The organism is Citrobacter sp. Cpo045 (genome assembly GCF_030332875.1).
In the GTDB taxonomy this organism is placed as follows: Bacteria; Pseudomonadota; Gammaproteobacteria; order Enterobacterales; family Enterobacteriaceae; genus Citrobacter; species Citrobacter portucalensis.
Window position 1 is genome coordinate 159,393 of record NZ_JAOWGZ010000107.1, and the last position, 18,705, is coordinate 178,097.

At 52.3% G+C, this 18,705-nt stretch carries 15 protein-coding genes; 9 read left to right on the forward strand and 6 right to left on the reverse strand.

The window, feature by feature from the left end:
- Positions 1-60 precede the first annotated feature (60 nt).
- Entirely contained in the window at positions 61-903 is an 843-nt protein-coding gene (locus tag OGY13_RS22615; RefSeq protein ID WP_003827459.1) for a 23S rRNA (adenine(2030)-N(6))-methyltransferase RlmJ, read from the forward strand.
- Positions 904-1,007: 104 nt separating this feature from the next.
- A complete protein-coding gene (gorA, locus tag OGY13_RS22620) occupies positions 1,008-2,360 on the forward strand; it encodes a glutathione-disulfide reductase (protein ID WP_213752475.1) in 1,353 nt (450 codons plus the stop codon).
- Between the two features lie 85 nt (positions 2,361-2,445).
- Here the strand turns inward: gorA and OGY13_RS22625 are convergent, their stop codons facing one another.
- A complete protein-coding gene (locus OGY13_RS22625; protein ID WP_204558658.1) occupies positions 2,446-3,609 on the reverse strand; it encodes a mandelate racemase/muconate lactonizing enzyme family protein in 1,164 nt (387 codons plus the stop codon).
- A gap of 183 nt (positions 3,610-3,792) precedes the next feature.
- Here OGY13_RS22625 and OGY13_RS22630 point away from each other — a divergent pair, with 183 nt between their 5' ends.
- Complete coding sequence (locus tag OGY13_RS22630; RefSeq protein ID WP_020996067.1) at positions 3,793-4,719, forward strand: LysR family transcriptional regulator; 927 nt, start codon at positions 3,793-3,795, stop codon at positions 4,717-4,719.
- Between the two features lie 65 nt (positions 4,720-4,784).
- Here the strand turns inward: OGY13_RS22630 and OGY13_RS22635 are convergent, their stop codons facing one another.
- Positions 4,785-6,179, reverse strand: a complete 1,395-nt coding sequence (locus tag OGY13_RS22635) for a cytochrome-c peroxidase (protein WP_213752474.1) — start codon at positions 6,177-6,179, stop codon at positions 4,785-4,787.
- A gap of 427 nt (positions 6,180-6,606) precedes the next feature.
- Here OGY13_RS22635 and OGY13_RS22640 point away from each other — a divergent pair, with 427 nt between their 5' ends.
- Positions 6,607-8,256, forward strand: coding sequence for an alpha,alpha-trehalase (locus tag OGY13_RS22640; protein ID WP_003827453.1), 1,650 nt, complete (start codon positions 6,607-6,609; stop codon positions 8,254-8,256).
- Positions 8,257-8,283: 27 nt separating this feature from the next.
- Here the strand turns inward: OGY13_RS22640 and OGY13_RS22645 are convergent, their stop codons facing one another.
- A complete protein-coding gene (locus OGY13_RS22645; RefSeq protein ID WP_032945303.1) occupies positions 8,284-9,873 on the reverse strand; it encodes an STY4199 family HEPN domain-containing protein in 1,590 nt (529 codons plus the stop codon).
- Between the two features lie 167 nt (positions 9,874-10,040).
- Here OGY13_RS22645 and OGY13_RS22650 point away from each other — a divergent pair, with 167 nt between their 5' ends.
- Both OGY13_RS22650 and OGY13_RS22655 read left to right on the forward strand, forming a co-directional pair.
- On the forward strand, positions 10,041-10,580 hold the full coding sequence (locus OGY13_RS22650) for a GNAT family N-acetyltransferase (protein ID WP_111464561.1): 540 nt from the start codon (positions 10,041-10,043) through the stop codon (positions 10,578-10,580).
- Positions 10,581-10,666: 86 nt separating this feature from the next.
- Positions 10,667-11,017, forward strand: coding sequence for a glycoside hydrolase family protein (locus tag OGY13_RS22655; protein ID WP_048215347.1), 351 nt, complete (start codon positions 10,667-10,669; stop codon positions 11,015-11,017).
- A gap of 15 nt (positions 11,018-11,032) precedes the next feature.
- Here OGY13_RS22655 and OGY13_RS22660 read toward each other — a convergent pair whose 3' ends face one another.
- Together OGY13_RS22660 and OGY13_RS22665 are read right to left on the reverse strand one after the other, a co-directional pair.
- Positions 11,033-11,638, reverse strand: a complete 606-nt coding sequence (locus tag OGY13_RS22660; protein ID WP_213752473.1) for a helix-turn-helix transcriptional regulator — start codon at positions 11,636-11,638, stop codon at positions 11,033-11,035.
- A gap of 371 nt (positions 11,639-12,009) precedes the next feature.
- The gene (locus OGY13_RS22665) at positions 12,010-12,768 is read right to left on the reverse strand and encodes an SDR family NAD(P)-dependent oxidoreductase (protein ID WP_032945309.1); all 759 of its coding nucleotides are present in this window, start codon (positions 12,766-12,768) and stop codon (positions 12,010-12,012) included.
- Positions 12,769-12,887: 119 nt separating this feature from the next.
- On the opposite strand from OGY13_RS22665, the gene OGY13_RS22670 reads away from it, so the two are divergent.
- From OGY13_RS22670 to OGY13_RS22680, 3 genes are all read left to right on the forward strand, one after another.
- On the forward strand, positions 12,888-13,787 hold the full coding sequence (locus OGY13_RS22670) for a LysR family transcriptional regulator (protein WP_008786405.1): 900 nt from the start codon (positions 12,888-12,890) through the stop codon (positions 13,785-13,787).
- Positions 13,788-13,858: 71 nt separating this feature from the next.
- Positions 13,859-14,860: an inner membrane protein YhjD gene (gene yhjD, locus OGY13_RS22675; RefSeq protein ID WP_020996065.1), complete on the forward strand. Its 1,002-nt coding sequence runs from the start codon at positions 13,859-13,861 to the stop codon at positions 14,858-14,860.
- A 334-nt stretch (positions 14,861-15,194) separates the two neighbouring features.
- The gene (locus OGY13_RS22680; RefSeq protein WP_003023312.1) at positions 15,195-16,517 is read left to right on the forward strand and encodes an MFS transporter; all 1,323 of its coding nucleotides are present in this window, start codon (positions 15,195-15,197) and stop codon (positions 16,515-16,517) included.
- A gap of 84 nt (positions 16,518-16,601) precedes the next feature.
- On the opposite strand, the gene OGY13_RS22685 is transcribed toward OGY13_RS22680, so the two are convergent.
- Complete coding sequence (locus OGY13_RS22685; protein WP_186412888.1) at positions 16,602-18,662, reverse strand: AsmA family protein; 2,061 nt, start codon at positions 18,660-18,662, stop codon at positions 16,602-16,604.
- Between the last annotated feature and the right edge of the window lie 43 nt (positions 18,663-18,705).

The following is an 18,705-nucleotide window of genomic DNA, read 5'->3' on the forward strand; positions in this document are numbered from 1 at the left end:
ATCCGTGTCGATCTGCTGTAAACTGTGGCAAATCGTCATTTCAGCGGAATTTCATTACCCATGCTCAGTTATCGCCACAGTTATCACGCAGGCAACCACGCCGACGTCCTTAAACACACCGTTCAGAGCCTGATCATTGAATCGCTCAAAGAGAAAGAAAAACCGTTTCTTTATCTGGACACCCATGCTGGTGCTGGCCGTTATCAGCTGAGCAGTGAGCATGCCGAACGCACCGGTGAATACCTGGAAGGAATCGCCCGTATCTGGCAGCAGGACGATTTGCCTGCCGAACTGGAACCCTACATTGGCGTAGTGCAGCACTTCAACCGTAGCGGTCAGTTGCGCTACTACCCGGGCTCTCCGTTAATTGCTCGCCAGCTGCTGCGCGAACAGGACAGTCTGCAATTAACTGAACTGCACCCGAGCGACTTCCCTCTGCTGCGCGGCGAATTCCAGAAAGATGAGCGCGCTCGCGTGGCCAAAGCCGATGGTTATCAGCAGCTGAAAGCAAAATTACCGCCGGTTTCCCGTCGTGGGTTGATCCTTATCGATCCACCCTACGAAATCAAAAGCGACTACCAGGCAGTAGTGACCGGTATTAACGAAGGCTACAAACGTTTCGCGACCGGCACCTATGCGTTGTGGTATCCAGTGGTTCTGCGCCAACAAATCAAGCGCATGATCCACGATCTCGAAGACACCGGCATCCGCAAAATTCTGCAAATTGAGCTGGCAGTACGCCCGGACAGCGATCAGCGCGGCATGACGGCATCCGGCATGATTGTGATTAACCCACCGTGGAAGCTGGAGCAGCAGATGAACAACGTCCTGCCGTGGTTGCACAGCAAACTGGTTCCGACAGGAACCGGGCATACTTCCGTAAGCTGGATAGTGCCGGAGTAATCGCAGCCATCGGTGGAACCTTTTAATATCAGGTATACAATCGCGAATATTTTGGCGGATGGCGTAACGCTTCTCCGCCCTACAATGAACATAAAGGAGCGGTCATGACCAAGCACTATGATTACATCGCTATTGGCGGCGGCAGCGGCGGTATTGCCTCCATTAACCGTGCAGCAATGTACGGTCAAAAATGCGCACTGATTGAAGCCAAAGAGTTAGGCGGCACCTGCGTTAACGTTGGCTGCGTACCGAAGAAAGTGATGTGGCATGCCGCACAGGTCCGCGAAGCGATCCACATGTACGGTCCGGATTACGGTTTCGACACCACCATCAATAAGTTCGACTGGGATAAACTGATCGCCACGCGTACCGCTTATATCGATCGTATTCATACCTCGTACGACAACGTGCTGGGCAAAAATAATGTCGATGTGATCAAAGGCTTTGCGCGCTTCGTTGATGCAAAAACCGTTGAAGTGAATGGTGAAATCATCACTGCCGATCATATTTTGATTGCCACTGGTGGTCGCCCGAGTCGCCCGGCTGTCCCTGGCGCGGAATACGGTATTGATTCTAATGGTTTCTTTGAGCTGCCATCGTTACCAGAACGCGTGGCTGTTGTTGGTGCAGGCTACATTGCCGTTGAGCTGGCTGGTGTGATTAACGGCCTGGGTGCCCAAACGCACCTGTTCGTACGCAAACACGCGCCGCTGCGTAGCTTTGACCCGATGATCGTCGACACGCTGGTTGAGGTAATGAACGCCGAAGGCCCGACTCTGCATACTCACGCGATTCCAAAAGCGGTTGTTAAAAACGCTGACGGCAGCCTGACCCTGCAACTGGAAGATGGTCGTAGCGAAACGGTAGACTGCCTGATTTGGGCGATTGGTCGTGAGCCAGAAACGGACAACTTCAATCTGGCTGTTACCGGCGTGAAAACCAACGAAAAAGGCTACATCGTCGTTGATAAATTCCAGAACACCAGCGTGCCGGGTATTTATGCCGTCGGCGACAATACCGGTGCCGTTGAGCTGACGCCGGTTGCCGTTGCCGCGGGCCGTCGCCTGTCCGAGCGTCTGTTTAACAACAAACCGGACGAGCATCTGGACTACAGCAACATCCCGACCGTGGTCTTCAGCCACCCGCCGATTGGCACCGTGGGCTTGACCGAGCAGCAGGCTCGCGAACAGCACGGCGATGACCAGGTGAAAGTGTATAAATCCTCGTTTACCGCGATGTACACTGCCGTGACTTCACACCGCCAGCCGTGCCGCATGAAGCTGGTTTGCGTCGGTCCGGAAGAGAAGATTGTTGGTATTCATGGCATCGGTTTTGGCATGGACGAAATGCTGCAAGGCTTCGCGGTCGCGCTGAAAATGGGCGCGACTAAGAAAGACTTCGATAACACCGTCGCTATTCACCCGACTGCGGCAGAAGAATTCGTCACTATGCGCTAATTGCCCACGTGTAGACGTTATTCACTACACGCTTAAGTAACACTCCTCCGGCAACCGGAGGGGTGTTATGTCACCGCCGCCCGCGCTATTCGGCCAACGCGCGCATCTCTTTAATCAGGTCAGATTTACCTTCAAACCCTATGCCCGGCAGTTCTGGCATGACGATATGACCCTCTTCCACCTTAACTGAATCCGGGAAACCGCCGTACGGTTGGAACAGATCCGGATAACTTTCATTCCCACCGAGACCAAGACCCGCCGCAATGTTCAGCGACATCTGATGACCGCCATGCGGTATGCAGCGTGATGGGGACCAGCCAAACTGCGCCAGTACGTCGAGGGTACGCAGATATTCGACCAGACCGTAGGAAAGCGCACAGTCAAATTGCAGGTAGTCTCGATCCGGGCGCATACCGCCGTAGCGCAGCAGGTTGCGCGCATCCTGATGAGAAAAGAGATTTTCACCCGTCGCCATCGAACCTGGGTAAAATTCTGACAGCGCGGCCTGGAGAGAATAATCCAGCGGGTCGCCAGCTTCTTCGTACCAGAACAATGGATAATCTCGTAGCATTTTGGCATAGGCAATACTGGTTTCCAGATTAAAGCGTCCATTGGCATCAACGGCAAGACGCGCTTCATCGCCAATTTCAGTCAACACCGCTTCGATACGGCGACGGTCCTCTTCCAACGATGCGCCACCGATTTTCATTTTAACCACGTTGTAGCCGCGGTTCAGGTAGCCTCGCATTTCCTGACGCAGCGCGCTCAGGTCTTTACCCGGATAATAGTACCCCCCCGCCGCGTAGACAAAGACGCGTGGATTCGCCTCAACACCCTTCATCTCAGCCAGCAGACGGAACAACGGCTTGTTGGCAATTTTGGCAACGGCATCCCAGATAGCCATATCCAGCGTACCCACAGCCACCGAACGCTCACCATGGCCCCCCGGCTTCTCATTACTCATCATGACGTCCCAGATTTTATGCGGATCCAGGTTATCGCCTTCGGCATTCAACAAACGTTCCGGGTCAGCGTCCAGAATGCGGTTACGGAAGCGTTCGCGGATCAATCCCCCCTGGCCGTAACGGCCATTAGAATTAAATCCGTATCCCACCACGCGGCGGCCCTCTATCTCAACATCAGTCACAACGGCCACCAGGCTGGTCGTCATCTTGCTGAAATCGATATAGGCATTACGAATAGGGGAAGCGATGGGTTTGGTAATTTCTACAACATCGAGGATACGCATGTTTTCTCCGGCGGGTTCTTGGTCAGTTATGCTTGCACTTACGCGCCTGTAAAAAGTGATAACTCATGCCGGTTTATTATTGGCATAATGCACTCAGGCAGCATTTAAGGACGCCATCGTCCTGTATTTCTCCATCTTAAGCAGTGCCTATTTACTGATCTAATGCCAAAGAGGCTGGCTGTAATGCAAAATCGGCATCATCTGGAACTCACCTGGCTTGAAGACTGCGTTGCGCTGGCGCAGTCACTCAATTTCTCCCGCGCAGCCGCTTCCCGATATGTGACGCAGCCCGCATTCAGTCGGCGCATTGTTTCACTGGAAGAGTGGCTTGGAACGCCGATTTTTGAACGTAACCGCCGTGGTGTCAGCCTGACCCGTGCGGGGGAAGTTTTCGTCGCTCAGGTGCCCGAACTGATCCGGGCGCTATACACCCTGAGAAATGAAACCATCGAAGCGGCGGGAAATTCCCGACCGGATGTTATTTTCTCCGCAACGCATTCCCTGTCGTTCTCATTTTTTCCGGCGCTGATGCGCAATAATGAAAAAATCGCCCGTTTCGGCTCATTTCGCCTGCTGTCAGACACGCTCAGCGCCTGTGAACGGATGATTGAAAAAGGGGATGCGCAGTTTCTGCTGTGTTATTACCACCCTCACATGCACATCAACCTCGATCAGACGAAATATCTTAGCGTCCGTCTCGGTCGAGAAATGTTATTACCTTACTCCAAATGCGATCCCCGCTCTCATCAGCCGCTCTGGCAGGCTACGGGGGGCAAAAAATTTCCGTTTCTCTCCTTCTCTGCAGAATCCGGTCTGGGGAGGATCCTCTCGAACACGTCATCGGTGAATCATGCCCGACGCGGTATGGACATCGCATTCACCGCCGATCTGGCCGCCACGCTGCTGGCAATGGTCAAAGCCGGGGACGGCATTGCCTGGCTGCCGGAAAGTCTGGCGGCTCCGGACGTTCAGGCCGGGACGATCGCCGCGGCGGCTTCACAGAAGAGCGGGTTATGGATACCCATTGATATCCGACTGTTTCGGCCTGCGGGCAGAATGTCCAGAGCAGTAGAAGAATTGTGGGGAATATTTGTGGATGAGCAGAGGTAAATACTCGCCAGGTAAAGAAGAATTATCCAGCCTGCAAAACGCGTCAGGCTGGATAACGCCAGAGGTTATTTACCCTGCATATATGGCGTATACACGCCGTTTAAGCTTTCGAGGAACGCCACGATATCGTCGATATCTTCCTGCGGCAGTTCTTTACCCACCTGATAACGCAGCATCAGTTTTACCGCGCCATCGAGCGTAGGCACATCACCGCGATGGAAATAAGGCGCGGTCAGCGCAACGTTACGCAAGCCCGGGACTTTTTGACGCAGCTTGTCACGTAATTCATTAGTGACGTTCATGCGGCCAATATCTGCGGCAGTGACCTCACCGAAATTAAAGTCCTTTTTCAAACCCAATGGCTCAAATGATCGCCCGCCTAAAATAATACCGCCATGACAGGTCGCACACTTATTATCTTTAAACAATTGATAGCCATGTTTCTGCTGAGCAGTTAACGCCGCTTCATCGCCGCGTAGCCATTTATCAAACGGCGAATTTGGCGTAATTAGCGTTTTCTCAAACTCAGCAATCGCATCGGTAATATTATCCCCGCTGAATCCCTGCGGATAAACCGCAATAAACTCCTGCTTCAATTGCGGATCTTTATCCAGTTTCTGGATAATTTCATCCCAGGATTTAGACGCCATTTCGATAGGGTTCAACGGCGGGCCGCCTGCCTGCGCCTGCAATGTTGGCGCACGACCATCCCAGAATTGTTCAACGTTGAAGACCGAGTTAAATACCGTTGGCGCATTAATAGGCCCAACCGCGCCGCCTACGCCGATTGATGTTTTCCGGCCATCCACGCCGCCCGCATTCAGGGCGTGGCAATGCGCGCAAGAAATCGTGCTATCGCCGGAAATACGCGGGTCGTGGTAAAGCGTAAAGCCCAGCGCCACTTTGCGGGCATCGGTCGGGATACTTTCCGGTATCGGCTGCACAGGTTCGTTACGATGCTGTGCGGCGGTATCGTTACTGGCGTAGTACTGCTCACGCTGTTTCGCAATCCAGCCCAGGATCTCGGCTCGCTCCGTATCGCTTACCTTGCCAGCCCAGTGCAATGCGGTATAACGCGTCGGTGGCATGGTGTCGTACTGCATCACCCATTCAATTTTATTCAGGTCGCTTTGCGATACGGGTTTATCCCCGACCAGCGCCGCACGAACGGCCTCAAGATTGAATGATTTGTATCCCAGTTGAATATCATAATTCATCAACTGCTTAGCGACAGGAAAAGAAGAATAGAAAGGTAATTCAGCTGAAGGCGTGTGACAATAATCGCATCCTTTTTCGCGTAAAAATCCTAATACCTTATTATTTTCTTCCAGCGTAGAGGCCTGAACATCAGCCTGTTTGCTACGTTGATTATCGTGATACCACACATAACCGGATAATCCAAAATAACAAATCACGATGCCAGCTATGGCAATCGCGGTAAGACGGGTAATGATTTTCATTATTTTACCCTCACCGTTGTGAGTTATTGTGACCCAGAAAAATTAGAATAATTAATGCACAGTCTTTGTCAGACCTGACCATCATAGGAAATAAGGGGATTACTATTTTGATAAGTATCAAGCAATTACATGGAGGAGAACTATCAATAGAATAGCCTGCGCCTATTATAGAGATAAGGCGTTACCTGTCTCTGTTCACACCTCGTTGCAATCGAATGCTCTGAAAATGGAATATATTCAGATCATGCAGAACTTTAAATTATCCATTGTTTTCATTGGGATAGTCTGATTTTTTAAATTTTGCTCAGCATTAAAACGTGATCAACCGCACGCTTTACTCACCCGACACCGAAGCGAATGTCTACGCTTAACTGACGACCGGGCAATAGCCTTAATCTTTCAACGTCCATCGGAGGTCTTTCTCATTATGCTCAACCAGAAACTACCCCACGCCCCTTCTGAAGAAATGACGATCGACATCGATCTGCTTTATGAAATGGATCCGTGCGAGTTAAAGCTGGATGAAATGATTGAGGCGGAGCCTGAGCCGGAGATGATTGAAGGACTTCCCGCTTCAGATGCGTTAACCCCTGCCGATCGTTATCTCGAACTGTTCGAACACGTCCAGTCATCCAAACTGTTTGCGGATAGTAAAACCTTCCCAGATTGTGCGCCCAAAATGGACCCGCTCGACATTTTAATTCGCTATCGCAAGGTTAAACGCCATCGGGACTTCGATCTGCGACGCTTCGTCGAGAACCATTTCTGGCTCCCGGAAACGCCCTCCAGCGAATACGTTTCTGACCCGGAAAGTTCGCTGAAAGAACATATCGATCAACTGTGGCCGGTGCTGACGCGCGAGCCGCAGGATCACATTCCCTGGTCCTCGCTGCTGGCGTTACCGCAGTCATACATTGTGCCAGGCGGGCGTTTTAGCGAAACCTACTACTGGGATTCCTACTTTACCATGCTGGGTCTGGCAGAGAGCGGCCGCGAAGATCTGCTGAAATGTATGGCAGATAACTTTGCCTGGATGATTGAAAACTATGGTCACATCCCAAACGGCAACCGTACTTACTATCTGAGCCGCTCACAGCCGCCCGTTTTTGCCCTGATGGTGGAGCTGTTTGAAGAAGATGGCGTACGCGGCGCGCGTCGTTACCTTGATCATCTAAAAATGGAGTACGCGTTCTGGATGGATGGCGCCGATTCCCTGGTACTCAACCAGGCCTACCGCCACGTGATCAGAATGTCGGACGGCTCTCTACTTAACCGCTATTGGGACGATCGTGATACGCCGCGCGATGAGTCATGGCTTGAAGACGTCGAGACCGCCAAGCATTCGGGTCGCCCGCCCAATGAAGTGTATCGGGATTTACGCGCGGGCGCGGCTTCTGGCTGGGATTATTCATCGCGCTGGCTGCGCGACGCAGGCCGCCTTGCCAGCATACGCACCACGCAGTTCATCCCAATTGACCTGAACGCATTCCTCTACAAGCTGGAAAGCACTATCGCCAATATTTCCGCGCTGAAAGGTGACAAAGAAACGGAAGCGCTGTTTCGCCAGAAAGCCAGCGATCGTCGTGATGCGGTAAACCGCTATCTCTGGGACGATGAAAACGGCTGCTATCGCGATTACGACTGGCGGCGCGAACAAATGGCCCTGTTCTCTGCCGCCAGTATTGTGCCGCTGTATGTCGGTATGGCAACGCATGAACAAGCCGATCGGCTTGCTAACGCAGTTCGCAGTCGCCTGCTCACGCCCGGTGGCATTTTAGCCACGGAGCATGAAACCGGGGAACAATGGGATAAACCCAACGGCTGGGCGCCGCTGCAGTGGATGGCGATCCAGGGCTTCAAACTGTACGGTGACGACCATCTCGGGGATGAAATTGCCCGTAACTGGTTGAAAACGGTGAATCTCTTTTATCAGGAACACCACAAACTTATCGAAAAATACCACATAGCCGACGCAGCGCCGCGCGAAGGCGGCGGTGGGGAATATCCGTTGCAGGACGGCTTTGGCTGGACCAATGGCGTGGTGCGCCGACTCATCGGTTTGTATGGCGAACCCTAGCAGCTGACGGTCTGAGTCATCAGGCTTTTAGTTAATCGCATCGTACAGCTCGGCGTGAATTTTCTGCCATTTCTTGTTCTCAGGGCTTGGCTGGGCGCGAACACGCAGCTCGGCCTGCTCAAGATCATATTGCTGACGCGCAACGACCGCAGGCACGGAACAAAAACTTTGCAGATAACTTTTATGCAGCGAAGTGAGCGATGCCCCATTCGACATCGCATGGCTGAGCGTAGTCATAAACTGTCGGCATGGTTTGCTTTCATCCATCTGCGAAGGGTAACGCAGCAGCAGTCTCAACACCTCTGTATTGCCCGCCGAAAACGCCTGCTCCGTCCACGCCAGCTTCCAGTCCATCCCGCCCTGCAGGAACAGTGACGTCACGCGGGTGTCATTGCGGTCGATAGCCGCCCGCATGTTAAAGGCATCCCAGGTGATGCCCATTCTGGTCACCGCCTCCCGTGCGCTGGGGGCATCGCGTCGCGGTTCCTCCTGCACAATTTCAACGGATTGTCCGGAAGACGCCTGTGGCGCTGGCGAAGTGAATAACCAGAACGCACCCAGCGAAATCGCCAGCACCATCACGCCGACCGCTACCCACAACATACCGGAAATCAGCTGTTCACGTTCTTCCGCAGTGCGCTTGGCCCGCTTTTCCGGCGGATCAATACTGTCTGCGATTTCATGCTTATCGCCTCCCGCTTGCTCGTCTTTTTGCTTTGCTGTTTCCCAAAACTGGCGGACCATGGCCTCATCAGATTCCAGATACGACGCAGGATTAATGCGCGTACGCCGTTCTTCAAATGCCCGTTGCACAGGATGAGTTATCTGTCGGTACTGGTAGTCCAGCAACATCAGTTGTACCGACGTCAGCGGCTGCTGCGCGATAACGCAGTTACGAGCCAGGCGGCAATCATCCAAAAACATGCGTAGCGTGATACGCGGCTCAACAAATGACATGAGCACTGAGGTATCGTTAAAAATCTGCGTAAAGTGGCGAACGAATAATTTCTTATCGACGACCATCAGCGCCAGCTCGCTAAACATCATACCGTCCAGCGCATCTCGTCCTTCGCCCAACTTTAGCCAGCGACGCAGACGTTCACCACCAAAGTGCTGTTTCAGAAAGCTGTTGAGAGGATGTTGATCCGGCCATACCCGTGCAATCAGAGATTTGAGGGTTAATTCTATTGCGCGAAGTTGACGCTGCGCCCGCATCTGAGCATCCGGCTCCACAGGTGCAATTTCGGTTTGATACTTCAGGATGGGCTGTTGCTGGCGTAATTGTTCCAGAGAAGCCACAAAGCGCAGCGCTGAAATCAGCTGGTTTTCACTGACGTCCTGGCCATTTTCATATTGGGGTACACTCTGTTGAAGATGACGTAGCCGCAGAGTGAACTGGCTCAATTGCGCATCATTCATCTGCAACCGTCTGGCGACAGCCCCCCAGCCGCCCAGATTCAGTCGTGCCTGATCCAGTTGTTCGAGAAACCACCGTGGGTCTTTGCCTTCTGCGGCATGTACGCCTAGCAGCAGTAATATTTCTACCGACGCCTGGCGGATAATCCCCAGACAATGTTCAAAGGGTGTACATGTCGCTTGTAACGCGCTATTGGTCATCATCTTCCCTAAAAGGACCCAAAACGTGCGGCCTCACCATGGTATGTAATTATCTTTTTTAAACGCAACGTTGTGCCGATGTAGACTAGAACACATTCATATAGCAAATAAATAAGTTTTACAGTGACTTCCGCACAATCATTGAAAATTATTCTGGAGATAAGCCTGTGCCTGTACTGCAAACATCACGTCTGCTCTGCCGCCCACTGACAGAAAATGACTGGACGTTCTTCTTAACGCTACAACAGAACCCAGATGTGATGCGTTTTGTCGCTGACGCACGTACTGAAGAGGAAATACGGACAGCCTTCGACTCCCGCCTGCCTGAATGGTTTCCCGGCAGCCCGCACTGGCTATGTCTGCTCCTGTGCGATAAGACATCGGGAGCACCGCTTGGCGTGACAGGATACATTCAGGAGAGCAATGAGTGTGCCGAGGTTGGCTTTCTGCTCGCCCCACAGGCGCAGGGTAAAGGGTATGGCGCTGAATCTCTGCATGCCGTGTGTGAATACGCATTTGCCAGCGGCGGTCTGCGGCGACTGACCGCCTGTGTCACCGCAGGAAACGAAGCCTCACGGCGTCTGTTGGAAAAGGTCGGGTTCATTCATGAAGGCACGCTACGCGCAAGCTACTGGCTACATCATACCTGGCACGATGACTGGATTTTTGGTCTGTTAAAACAGGAATATCAGCCGCCCACGGCATAGGTCGTTTTGCGGTAAATACTGGCTGTCAGGCAACTAGCGTAACGGCGTGTTTTTTTTAGAATAGGTCTCTTTGCACAGAGACTATTATGCCGCTGCGTTCGACGCATTTCACGCCCGCTTGTATTGCATTTATTAAGCAATGGCAGGGCCTGTCGCTGGAAAAGTATCAGGACAAAAAAGGCATCTGGGTCATTGGATACGGACACGAAATCACCGCCAATGAATCCTTTGATACCCCAATTACGGTGATGCAGGCAGAAACATTGCTGCTCGCAGATATGAGGATCTGCGAGGCATTCATCCATAAGGAAATGACGCAAATAAAAGACAGGTTTCAGCTGGAAGCATTAATTACGTGGATATTCAGTGTGGGAATTACCCAATTTTGCGCTAAAAATATCTGGCCGGTGTTTATTTCACAGCCAGAAATATTCTGACTGTGAAATATGTTCCTAGTAAATGGTGTTGTTTAACATCATTGCTGCCTGCGTACGGTTTTTTACCTCCAGGCGCTGGTACAACGATTCAAGATGGGCTTTTACCGTTCCGGTACTGATATTTAACAGTCGACCAATTTGTTTATTAGATTCTCCGGCGGCCAGCATGGTCAAAATCTCCCGCTGACGCGCGCTGAGCAATCTGATATTTTGCCCACCACTTTCGGTAGCGGTTATGCAGTCTCTGGGGATAAACATCATACCCATCGCGACGCTATTGAGGGCCAGCGTAAAGGTTTCCGCGTCAGAATCGCGCGGAACAATGGCCAGCACGTTCAGTTTAGTGACCTCTTGCAGCCATTTTTTACGGCAGTCCGTTGCGGTCACCAGCACCTTCACCATCACAAAGCGCTCTGCTATCTGTTGCAGCAAGCTACAGCAGAACTCAGCATCAAGGTCGCCATCCAATATAACTAATGCCTCGGGTTTATCTTCCAGCGTCAGCCAAAGTTCATCTGCCTGACTGACACCCTGAACATCCACTCCTGGAATACGTTGCTGCAAACTTACATTCATTCCATGAATAAATATTGACTGCCTGTCAAACATTACTACCTGCATTATTTATCTCCATCCGAATAGGATATTAGCCTTAACATGCGGAAGGGTATTACCCATAGGGTAAAATAAGAAGTCACCATTTGGCGGGGGGCCATTTTACCGATAGACGGAGAAGAAAGAAGCAGAAGTTATGAATAGTTACAGCTCAACCCGAAGGATCATACAAAGGAGCAAAAACAGGTTCGAAAATTAGGGAAAGTCTTAATATTCGACGCTCATGATAAGACAATGAATATTAATTAATATGATTTTATATTTTTAGCTAAAAATAAGATATCTACGACAATGGATAAATCTGTTACAAAATACAATCTAGCATTAAGTGCTTATTCAACGCATTCCGTGACCTGTTGAATAAGCACCTTATGGGTTTACAGGAACATTCCGCCGGATACCTCGATACGCTGTGCCGTCATCCAGGCCAGTTCATCGCTAAGCAGCGCAGCAATGGCATCGCCGATATCATCCGGCAAACCAACGCGTCCCAGCGCCGTTTGCGATGCAATGTACGCATTCAATTGCGCATTATCCCGCACATTTCCGCCGCTAAAATCCGTTTCTATTGCGCCTGGCGCAATAATATTCGCCGTTATGCCGCGCTCTCCCAGCTCTTTTGCCTGATAACGGGTTAACACTTCCATCGCACCTTTCATGGCTGCGTATGCGCTGTAACCCGGTAGCGCAAAGCGGGCAAGCCCGGTCGAGACATTGAGGATGCGACCACCTTTATTCATCAGCGGTAGCAGGCTCTGCGTCAGGAAAAAGGGGCCCTTAAAATGGATGTTCAAAAGTTGGTCAAATTGCGCTTCAGTAAATGCCGGATACGGTGCGTTAATGCCGATTCCGGCATTGTTCAATAAATAATCAAACACGTTACTTTGCCACTGCGTTTGTAACGTTCCCTGCACCTGTTGAACAAACTGAGGGAATGTAGAAATATCACCGACATTCAACGGTAATGCCGCTGCTTTACCGCCAGATTGGCGTATTTCATCCACAACCTGCTGCGCTTCTTTTTCATTACTGTTCCACGTCAGGATAATACCGATTCCTTTACTCGCCAGCTTCAGCGCCGCGTTTTTACCGAGTCCACGGCCGCCGCCAGTCACCAATGCGATACGTTGCGTCATAAGAAACCTCATTTCAGGTGTTGTGAAGATTGAGACAAAGCTTATTAGGTGATAGAAGAACAATAAATACTGCTAACTGCGCATTACTGTTTCATTTAGAACAACAATAGGGCATGAGAATGGATAAAATTCACGCAATGCAGTTGTTCATCCGCGTCGCAGAACTGGAGAGCTTTTCGCGTGCCGCAGACACCCTCGGACTTCCTAAAGGTAGCGTATCGCGCCAGATCCAGGCTCTGGAAAATCATCTGGGCACGCAGTTGTTGCACCGCACAACACGCCGCGTTCAGCTCACGCAAGACGGCATGATCTATTACGAACGCGCGAAAGATCTGTTGAGTAATCTGGATGAGCTGGATGGGTTGTTCCATCACGATCCGTCCAGCATCAGCGGCAAGCTGCGCGTTGATATGCCGGTCGGTGTAGCAAGAAACCTGGTGATGCCCCGCTTACCGAGCTTTTTGCATCAGTATCCAGGCCTGGAACTCGAACTCAGCAGCAGCGACCGTCTGGTGGATTTGATCCGCGAAGGTTTCGACTGTGTGGTACGCGTGGGTACGCTGAAAGATTCAGGGCTGATTGCGCGCCCGCTGGGGAAACTCACGCAGATTAACTGCGCCAGCCCGCAATACCTCGCCCGCTTTGGTTATCCGGAAAATCTGGAGGATCTTGCCTCGCATGCAGTGGTGCATTACTCGGTCAATTTGGGAACGCGTGCGCAAGGTTTCGAAGTGGCGACAGAAAACGGCACGCAATGGGTTAAAACCGGCGGCATGCTAACGGTAAACAGTACCGAAACCTATCACGCAGCATGCCTTGCCGGTCTGGGCATTATTCAGGTGCCGCGCGTTGGCGTGCGTGATGCCCTGCGCGCCGGTACGCTGGTCGAAGTGTTGCCGCAATATCGCGCCGAGCCAATGCCAGTCTCTTTGCTTTATCCGCATCGGCGCAACCTCTCCCGCCGGGTACATCTGTTTATGGAATGGCTGACTGGCGTGATGAAAGACTATGTGGATTAGTCCATTTTTCAGGATGCGCCCCTGAGCAGGCTATAATGTCATGAGTGAACAAAATAAGGACAACCGATCGGATGACGCAGGAACAAGACGCAAAACACCCTACGCCAGAACATAAATCAGCCTCCGCCTCGCCGGAGAAAAACGCTAAAGCGAACCAGGCGCTGAAAACCGCGCTGACCTTCGCCGATAAAATTCAACGCCAGCCCATCATCGCCCATCTTATTCGTGCCGCAGAGCGGTTTAACGATCGTATGGGAAATCAGTTTGGCGCCGCCATTACCTACTTCTCGTTTCTGTCGATGATCCCAATCCTGATGGTGTCGTTTGCCGCCGCGGGTTTTATTCTCGCTTCGCACCCTACGCTGTTGCAGGATATCTTCAGCAAGATTCTGCTGAACGTCAGCGATCCGACGCTCGCCTCTACGCTGAAAAACACCATCAATACCGCCGTTCAGCAGCGTACGACCGTAGGTTTGGTTGGGCTGGGTATCGCGCTCTATTCCGGCATTAACTGGATGGGGAACCTGCGCGAAGCGATTCGTGCCCAGTCGCGGGATGTTTGGGAACGTACGCCGCAGGATCAGGAAAAAATTTGGGTCAAATATCTGCGTGATTTTGTTTCCTTGATTGGCTTACTGGTTGCGCTGATTGTTACCCTGTCCATTACCTCTATCGCCGGTTCCGCCCAGCAGATGATTATCTCTGCGCTGTATCTCGACGGTATCGAATGGCTGAAGCCCGCCTGGCGGCTGATCGGCCTGACCATCTCTATTTTCGCCAACTACCTGCTGTTCTTCTGGATTTTTTGGCGGCTACCGCGTCACCGACCGCGTAAGAAAGCGCTCATACGCGGTACCTTTATCGCGGCGCTGGGGTTTGAAGTCATCAAAATGATCATGACGTATACGCTGCCATCACTGGTGCAGTCGCCGTCGGGCGCGGCATTTGGTTCCGTGCTTGGACTGATGGCGTTCTTCTACTTCTTCGCTCGTCTGACCCTGTTTTGCGCAGCCTGGATTGCCACGGCGGAATACAAAGACGACCCGCGTATGCCGGGGAAAACACACCGCTAATCTTTGTTAACTGGCCGGATGGGGCTGCGCTGATCTGGCCTACGGGAGAGTTTTGTTGGCCGGATAAGCGCAGCGCCATCCGGCAATTATAATGCCGCCTGTTCTCACTGATTTAGTGAATAAATCCAACCCGTAACTTTTATTTAACCAAAAACCAGTTTTATCATCCAAGCTTTAAATTGTGTGAAGCATTTCATGGAAGTGAAATCTCAAGCCTAAAAATTATCCCCTTTTTGCTCCATTTTTGACCGATCTCAAAGTTTGTTACAGATTGAAATGTCTCTTTTGCTGTGCGTAATATGACCTTTCGTTCGGCCAAAAATAAGAAAATATTATGCAAGCAACAGCCACAACACTCGACAACGAACAGGAACACACCCCGGTCAACTCGCGCAATAAAGTTGTCGTCGCCTCGCTCATTGGCACCGCCATTGAGTTCTTCGACTTCTATATTTACGCCACCGCCGCGGTAATCGTGTTTCCCCATATCTTCTTCCCGCAGGGGGATCCGACCGCGGCTACGCTACAGTCCCTCGCCACTTTTGCTATCGCCTTTGTGGCCCGACCAATCGGTTCCGCGGTGTTCGGACATTTCGGCGATCGCGTCGGCCGTAAAGTCACGCTGGTTGCTTCACTGCTTACCATGGGGATCTCGACAGTCGTCATTGGCCTGCTGCCGGGCTATGAAACTATCGGCATTTTCGCCCCACTGCTGCTGGCGCTGGCGCGTTTTGGTCAGGGTTTAGGTCTGGGCGGTGAATGGGGCGGCGCAGCGTTGCTGGCGACGGAAAACGCACCACCGCGCAAACGCGCGCTGTACGGATCATTTCCTCAGCTGGGCGCGCCTATCGGTTTCTTCTTCGCCAACGGTACCTTTCTGCTGCTCTCCTGGCTGCTGACCGACGAACAGTTCATGAGCTGGGGCTGGCGCGTACCGTTCATCTTCTCCGCGGTGCTGGTGATTATCGGTCTGTACGTCCGCGTTTCATTGCATGAATCCCCGGTTTTCGCCAAAGTAGCCGCGGCGAAAAAACAGGTGAAAATCCCGCTGGGTACTCTACTGACAAAACATGTTCGCGTGACGATCCTCGGCACGTTCATCATGCTGGCGACCTATACGCTGTTCTATATCATGACCGTCTATTCGATGACGTTCAGTACCGCCGCAGCGCCTGTAGGGCTTGGCCTGCCGCGTAATGAAGTGTTGTGGATGCTGATGATGGCGGTCATTGGTTTTGGCGTCATGGTGCCGGTGGCGGGCCTGCTGGCCGATGCGTTTGGTCGCCGCAAGAGCATGCTCATCATCACCACGCTGATCATTCTGTTTGCGCTGTTTGCCTTTAAACCGCTGCTCGGCTCTGGCAATCCGGTGCTGGTGTTCGCCTTCCTGTTGCTGGGCTTAAGCCTGATGGGTCTGACATTTGGCCCGATGGGCGCACTGCTGCCGGAGCTGTTCCCGACCGAAGTGCGCTACACGGGGGCGTCGTTCTCATACAACGTTTCGTCGATTCTCGGCGCATCGGTTGCCCCATACATCGCTGCATGGTTGCAGGCGAATTATGGTCTGGCGGCTGTTGGTACGTATCTGGCATCGATGGCGGCATTGACGCTGATTGCACTGCTGTTGACCCACGAAACCCGCCATCAGTCGTTGTAATTCTTTTGCCGGATGCGGTGTAACCACCTTAATCCGGCCTGGGTTGAGTATGAAATCCAGGCCGGATAAACATCCGGCCAGACATCACTTCTTCATCTGCGACAGGATCGTCCGGCACTGATTCGCGTCACCCTCTGACGGCGAAATCAGCGCCAACAAGGCCGCCGCAGGAGTAACTAACGTGGCTAATGCGGCAGCAACCGCACCGCGCGCAATCAGCGGTCCGGCCTTCACGCCAGCCTGCGGATTCTTAAATGTGCCGCGAACATACAGCGGCGAACGCAGAGTAATAATACGAATCCCTTTGCTCTCCGGATCGATGGTTAAATCCAGTTGCTCCGACGCAAAGCTTGCCGTACCAGTGACATTGATGACTGCGTTTTCCGTGTCGAAAGCAAAAATCTGCGGACGCGCCACGCCGTTAACAATATCCAGATTCGCCGCCGCGCAGTTCACCCGCACTTCGTCATCACCAAATATCTGCCCGACAAGATAGTTCCCCAGATTCAAGCCCACAATTTCCATCAGATTCCGGCTGATCAAGCCGTCATTCATCAGCAGTTTCAGGTTGCCATTGCTGTTACCCAGCAGCGCCGCTACCGAGTTTCCACTTCCGCTAAACCGGGCGTCCCCGTTCATTTCACCGAGCGTTTTCTGCATCAGTTCCACATCGGGCATCAGCGCTTTTAGCTTCAGCCGCCGCGCCTGAATATCCGCCTGCCCCCGCATCGGCTTTTTATCCCCTTCCAGATGGATGCTGGAGACAATGCTGCCTCCCGCAAGACCAAATTTCAGCGGTTGCAGGCGCAGGTCAGCATTTTTCAGGATGATATGAGTGGAGAGATCGCTGATCGGCAGGCTACTGCCATGCTCAATACGCCGTCCTTTGAAACGCACGTCAGCGTCCATTACGTTCCATTTATCGGTTTCAAAACGGTCATACGGCAAGACCTTGTCCGCTGGCTGAATGCTCTTCTCACCTTTGCGCTGTTCAGATTGTTTTGCCCGTTCCGCCCCTTTGCCTGAATCCACCCCGATCAGCGGCCCCAAATCGGCCAGCCTCAGCTGGCGTGATTCCACATCGCCCTTCAGCATGGGTCGCGGCTTACCGGTGGTGTAGGCCAGCGTTCCGTGAATATCGCTGTCGCCAATGCGGCCATTGAAATCGCGATAATCAAAAACAGAGGATTTTTCCGGGTCAATTTTCGCCACCAGACGTCCGTCGGTTTCAAACGGCGGCGTATCCGGGAGCAGTACGCCGGTCAAATCGTACAAATCCCCTAGCGAATCTCCCGAGAATTTAAGCCGCAGATCCGCCCCGCCCATATTCATCGGATCGTTTATCGTGCCGATAAACGCTACGCGCGTATTGCCCGAACGGAAATCAGCCTGAATCGGGAAAGGCGTATCTTCGCCACGCAGCGCCAGCATTCCGCCTATTTTTCCGCTACCGCTTAGCGGTTCGCCGTTATATCGCCCTTGCGCTTTCAGCCCAAACACGTAGTCCTCGACGCGGGCGTTGCTCTCTTTACCTTTTGCGCCGGTCACTTCGCTAAAGGGTAACGGTTTCCCCAGCGGATCGACCAGGATCTCAATCTCCGACTTCGTCACCTTATCGTTAATGGCGATACGTCCCTGGTCGAACAGAATGTTATCCAGCCGGAAAGACCATGCTGATGGCGGCGCATCAGGATCGCGGTTTTCGTCCCCAGCTAAGTTAAAGGTCCAGTTATTGTTTTTCTCCGACAGGCGGATCAGCCGCGCATCGGGTTTGACCAGCTTGACCCACGGGAGCCAGACGGTTTTTGTCAGCAGTGCCAGCGGGGCGAGCGTAGCTTCAACACGCGGAAGATGCACCATGGTGACGTCGGGAATGTCCGGCGGGTTGCCGAGGATGATATCTTCAGCATGAACATGTGGCCACGGAACCCAGCTACGCCAGCCTGTTTCCTGCTTCTGGCGTTCCCAAACCACACCCAGGTCACCCCGTATAGCAAAGGGCCGGTTGAGTTCTGTAGAGACTTTCTGGTTGATGGTCGGTTTGAGCCGGTTCCAGTCAAATGTCGCAATCACAATGATGAGTACGACGATCAACAACAAGAAAACCCCTATTACTGAAGTGGTTATTTTACCTGTTCTCGTCATGTCTAACCTCCTTACTTCCTTCCTTGCCTGTCCTAAAGATAGT

Coding starts and splice junctions, on each gene's coding strand:
- OGY13_RS22615 (WP_003827459.1), top strand. CDS start 61: ATGCTCAGTTATCGCCACAGTTATCACGCAGGCAACCACGCCGACGTC.
- gorA (WP_213752475.1), top strand. CDS start 1,008: ATGACCAAGCACTATGATTACATCGCTATTGGCGGCGGCAGCGGCGGT.
- OGY13_RS22625 (WP_204558658.1), bottom strand. CDS start 3,609: ATGCGTATCCTCGATGTTGTAGAAATTACCAAACCCATCGCTTCCCCT.
- OGY13_RS22630 (WP_020996067.1), top strand. CDS start 3,793: ATGCAAAATCGGCATCATCTGGAACTCACCTGGCTTGAAGACTGCGTT.
- OGY13_RS22635 (WP_213752474.1), bottom strand. CDS start 6,179: ATGAAAATCATTACCCGTCTTACCGCGATTGCCATAGCTGGCATCGTG.
- OGY13_RS22640 (WP_003827453.1), top strand. CDS start 6,607: ATGCTCAACCAGAAACTACCCCACGCCCCTTCTGAAGAAATGACGATC.
- OGY13_RS22645 (WP_032945303.1), bottom strand. CDS start 9,873: ATGACCAATAGCGCGTTACAAGCGACATGTACACCCTTTGAACATTGT.
- OGY13_RS22655 (WP_048215347.1), top strand. CDS start 10,667: ATGCCGCTGCGTTCGACGCATTTCACGCCCGCTTGTATTGCATTTATT.
- OGY13_RS22660 (WP_213752473.1), bottom strand. CDS start 11,638: ATGCAGGTAGTAATGTTTGACAGGCAGTCAATATTTATTCATGGAATG.
- OGY13_RS22665 (WP_032945309.1), bottom strand. CDS start 12,768: ATGACGCAACGTATCGCATTGGTGACTGGCGGCGGCCGTGGACTCGGT.
- OGY13_RS22670 (WP_008786405.1), top strand. CDS start 12,888: ATGGATAAAATTCACGCAATGCAGTTGTTCATCCGCGTCGCAGAACTG.
- yhjD (WP_020996065.1), top strand. CDS start 13,859: ATGACGCAGGAACAAGACGCAAAACACCCTACGCCAGAACATAAATCA.
- OGY13_RS22680 (WP_003023312.1), top strand. CDS start 15,195: ATGCAAGCAACAGCCACAACACTCGACAACGAACAGGAACACACCCCG.
- OGY13_RS22685 (WP_186412888.1), bottom strand. CDS start 18,662: ATGACGAGAACAGGTAAAATAACCACTTCAGTAATAGGGGTTTTCTTG.